4 protein-coding genes are annotated in these 2,963 nt (G+C 45.5%); 1 reads left to right on the top strand and 3 read right to left on the bottom strand.

Annotated elements, in window-relative coordinates; genetic code table 11:
* Together RMO84_RS04810 and RMO84_RS04805 are read right to left on the bottom strand one after the other, a co-directional pair.
* A partial coding sequence (locus tag RMO84_RS04810) for a toprim domain-containing protein (RefSeq protein WP_310487345.1) occupies nt 1–207 on the bottom strand: 207 nt, incomplete at its 3' end.
* 294 nt (nt 208–501) lie between these two features.
* Complete coding sequence (locus RMO84_RS04805) at nt 502–1,263, bottom strand: sucrose-phosphate phosphatase (RefSeq protein ID WP_310487344.1); 762 nt, start codon at nt 1,261–1,263, stop codon at nt 502–504.
* Between the two features lie 322 nt (nt 1,264–1,585).
* Here RMO84_RS04805 and RMO84_RS04800 point away from each other — a divergent pair, with 322 nt between their 5' ends.
* Nucleotides 1,586–2,158, top strand: a complete 573-nt coding sequence (locus RMO84_RS04800; protein WP_310487343.1) for a peroxiredoxin — start codon at nt 1,586–1,588, stop codon at nt 2,156–2,158.
* A gap of 97 nt (nt 2,159–2,255) precedes the next feature.
* Here the strand turns inward: RMO84_RS04800 and RMO84_RS04795 are convergent.
* The coding region (locus RMO84_RS04795) for a CpsD/CapB family tyrosine-protein kinase (protein ID WP_310487342.1) at nt 2,256–2,963 on the bottom strand (708 nt) is incomplete at its 5' end.

The following is a 2,963-nucleotide window of genomic DNA, read 5'->3' as shown; positions in this document are numbered from 1 at the left end:
AATGATATACAGCGGCGCAAACCCGTCCTCAACATTGATGCCCAGGTTTGCCCATTTCTGCGCTTTATATTCGGGGGGGATTTCCTCAGCAGACGGTGGTAAATCGCGAACGTGCCCCATCGAAGCTTTGACCACATAACTTGATGGCAAAAACTTACTGATGGTGCGGGCTTTGGTCGGTGATTCGACGATGACGAGAGTTGACATATGGGCGTTTTGAGGTCGTCGGAAGTTAATGAGAACGGCTAGGTGAGGTGATTACTGTGGAGCGATCGTCTATTGTGCCAAGTTGAGGTATATTTACGTTTTTGTCAAGTGGGTCGATCCCTAGCTTGGGGCGGATATTTAGGCAGCATTTGACGGTCGATGGCTTCTATCGTATCCTGCTACTACAATTACCGTCAAAATTAGCACTAAGATCTGGATCTTGATAAAACTCTACACGAACGTGCTGTGACTGTAACTCTGCCTAAAGGAATATCGATCGCGACAGAAGCTTAACTATTCCACAAATCGAAAATATTTTAATCCTTCCAAAATGCCGCCAGCGCACTCAGCCACTGCCAAATAATGATAATTCACGGGATGTAGCTCGTACCAGAGCCGTAATTCTGACTGAGCATTGCCGACGATGATGCCGCGTTCTTTGCCGTATTTAAACAGTGAAATATCGTTGCCAGAGTCGCCACAAACCACTGTCTCCAGCGGATCGATCTGCCATCGATCGCGCAAGAATTGCACGGCTTGACCTTTATCGCCACCGCTTGGCAGGATATCTAAGTCTCTACTGCCACTGTAGATAATTTCGGCATTGAGATCTTGCTGTAGTAACAACTCTTGTAACTGGGGTACGACAGCCGCCGCTACGCTAGCTGATAGATAATAACTCACCTTAAACGGTCGTTGTTCGGCTGGGGGCTGGGGTTCTAAATCGGCGAAGCGACTGGCAATCGCCACAATTCGATCGCGGTGCCAATTGGCGATCAAGCGATCTACCCATGCTGGCTCGTTTTCTGTGGCGGCGTTGAGGTAAATTTCGGTACCGACGGAAACAATCAGTGCGTCTGGTGTCAGGAGCGATTTGGCGATCGCTAGTTCTTGATAAGATGTTTTCGATCGACCAGTCGCATAGACGATTTTGGTACCGTAAGTTTGCCGATAGCGATCGAGCAGATGATTGAGCTGTGCTAGCGATCGATCGTCGCCAACCAAGGTATGGTCGAGGTCTGTGACGAGTAATGATAAATGTGTAAGAAGACCCATACTAATTGACAATTTTGAATGTTAGATTAAGAGATCGTTAGCACCTAAGCTCGATCGACTAGAGTGGCAATCGACATTTTCCACACTAACATTAAATCAGTTGACAGTTGCGACACTAGCTAAATCTGCAACATTTCGATTGTCATTATCTAGCTTCAGGTTGGGTAGCTGATTTAGCAGTTAAGTCGATTTTGCCAAACTCACGCGTTCATTTCGACCGAGGTTCTAACCTCTGCAGATCGATGCTGTCGATCGACCATAATTTGTAAATAATGCTCAGCTTCCGCACTCTCGCATCTAGATTTAAATCGAAAATAAGTTCATGAACAATTATCCTCAAAGCTGTCTGAGAGTAGGTCAAATTGCACCTGATTTCACAGCAACTGCGGTCGTCGGCGAGCAATTTCAACAGATTCAATTATCTCGCTACCGTAAATATGTAGTCTTATTCTTTTATCCCCTAGATTTTACCTTTGTTTGCCCGACCGAAGTCATCGCTTTTAGCGATCGGTATGCTGAGTTTCAAGCACTCAATACTGAAGTTCTGGGTATCTCTGTCGATAGCGAGTTTGCACATTTAGCCTGGATTCAAACCGATCGCAAACAGGGTGGCGTGGGCGAGATTAATTACCCGTTGATCTCCGACCTCAAAAAAGAGATTAGCACGGCCTACAATGTCTTAGATCCGACGCTCGGAGCTGCCTTGCGCGGCTTATTTATTATCGATCGAGCGGGCATTCTACAATATGCCACGATTAATAATCTCTCATTCGGTCGGAGTGTCGATGAGACGCTCCGCGTGTTGCAAGCAATTCAACACGTGCAAGCAAATCCCCAAGAAGTTTGTCCGATCGATTGGCAACCGGGCGATAAAACAATTCGATCGATTAGCTAGTTGACTAATCGATCGAACGGGATCTGAACTTAATTGTTAATTAGCAAATTCAAGCTGCTGGATCGAAATGTCGATCGCTCCACCAGCTTGAATTTATTTATACTTCCACTCCCTGTTTTTCGGGATTGAGAGCTTTAGTTTTATTAGGACTATCACTTAATTCCTGCGCGGCATGATAGTACTGATAGTATTTATTGTAGCCAGAATGATGATTTTCCACGCGGTTGATCGCCAGTCCCAATACTGGCGTTCTCAGCGATGAAATGATATCGATCCCGCGATCGATAATTGGTTTTTGAGCGACATTCAAGCTGACAATGTAGACTAGTCCATCTACCAAACTCGATAATAAGCGAGTATCGCTGACGCCAACAATTGGTGGCGTATCAAAAATCACATAGTCATATTCTTTGCGCCATTCTTCCATCAATTTCAGCAATCGTGGTGAGTTGAATAAAACGATCGAACTGACGGTTTGTCGGCCCGAGAACATCACATCCAACTTCGATTCTGTACTCGTTTTGATTAAGTCTTGCCAATGAGCATTCCCAACGATGGCATCGCTCAAACCATCAGTACACTCGCATTCTTCACGTTTGAATAGTGGTGACTGAGCGCATAAATGCGCGATTGTCGATTTGTGCATGTCTGCATCGACGAGCAATACCCGATAACCTAATTCTGCAAGGGTATTAGAAGTATGAAAAACGATCGTCGATTTCCCTTCTTTGGGTAACGAAGAAGTCATCGCGATAATTTTACCAGGTTGCTTTTGGTCGGGATTATCGGAGAGGGTGGTGCCACC

Source organism: Chamaesiphon sp. VAR_69_metabat_338 (assembly GCF_031423935.1).
In the GTDB taxonomy this organism is placed as follows: Bacteria; Cyanobacteriota; Cyanobacteriia; order Cyanobacteriales; family Chamaesiphonaceae; genus Chamaesiphon.
The sequence above is the reverse complement of the archived record's forward strand: the minus strand, read 5'-3'. Positions and strand labels throughout refer to the sequence as shown.

Coding starts and splice junctions, on each gene's coding strand:
- RMO84_RS04805 (WP_310487344.1), bottom strand. CDS start 1,263: ATGGGTCTTCTTACACATTTATCATTACTCGTCACAGACCTCGACCAT.
- RMO84_RS04800 (WP_310487343.1), top strand. CDS start 1,586: ATGAACAATTATCCTCAAAGCTGTCTGAGAGTAGGTCAAATTGCACCT.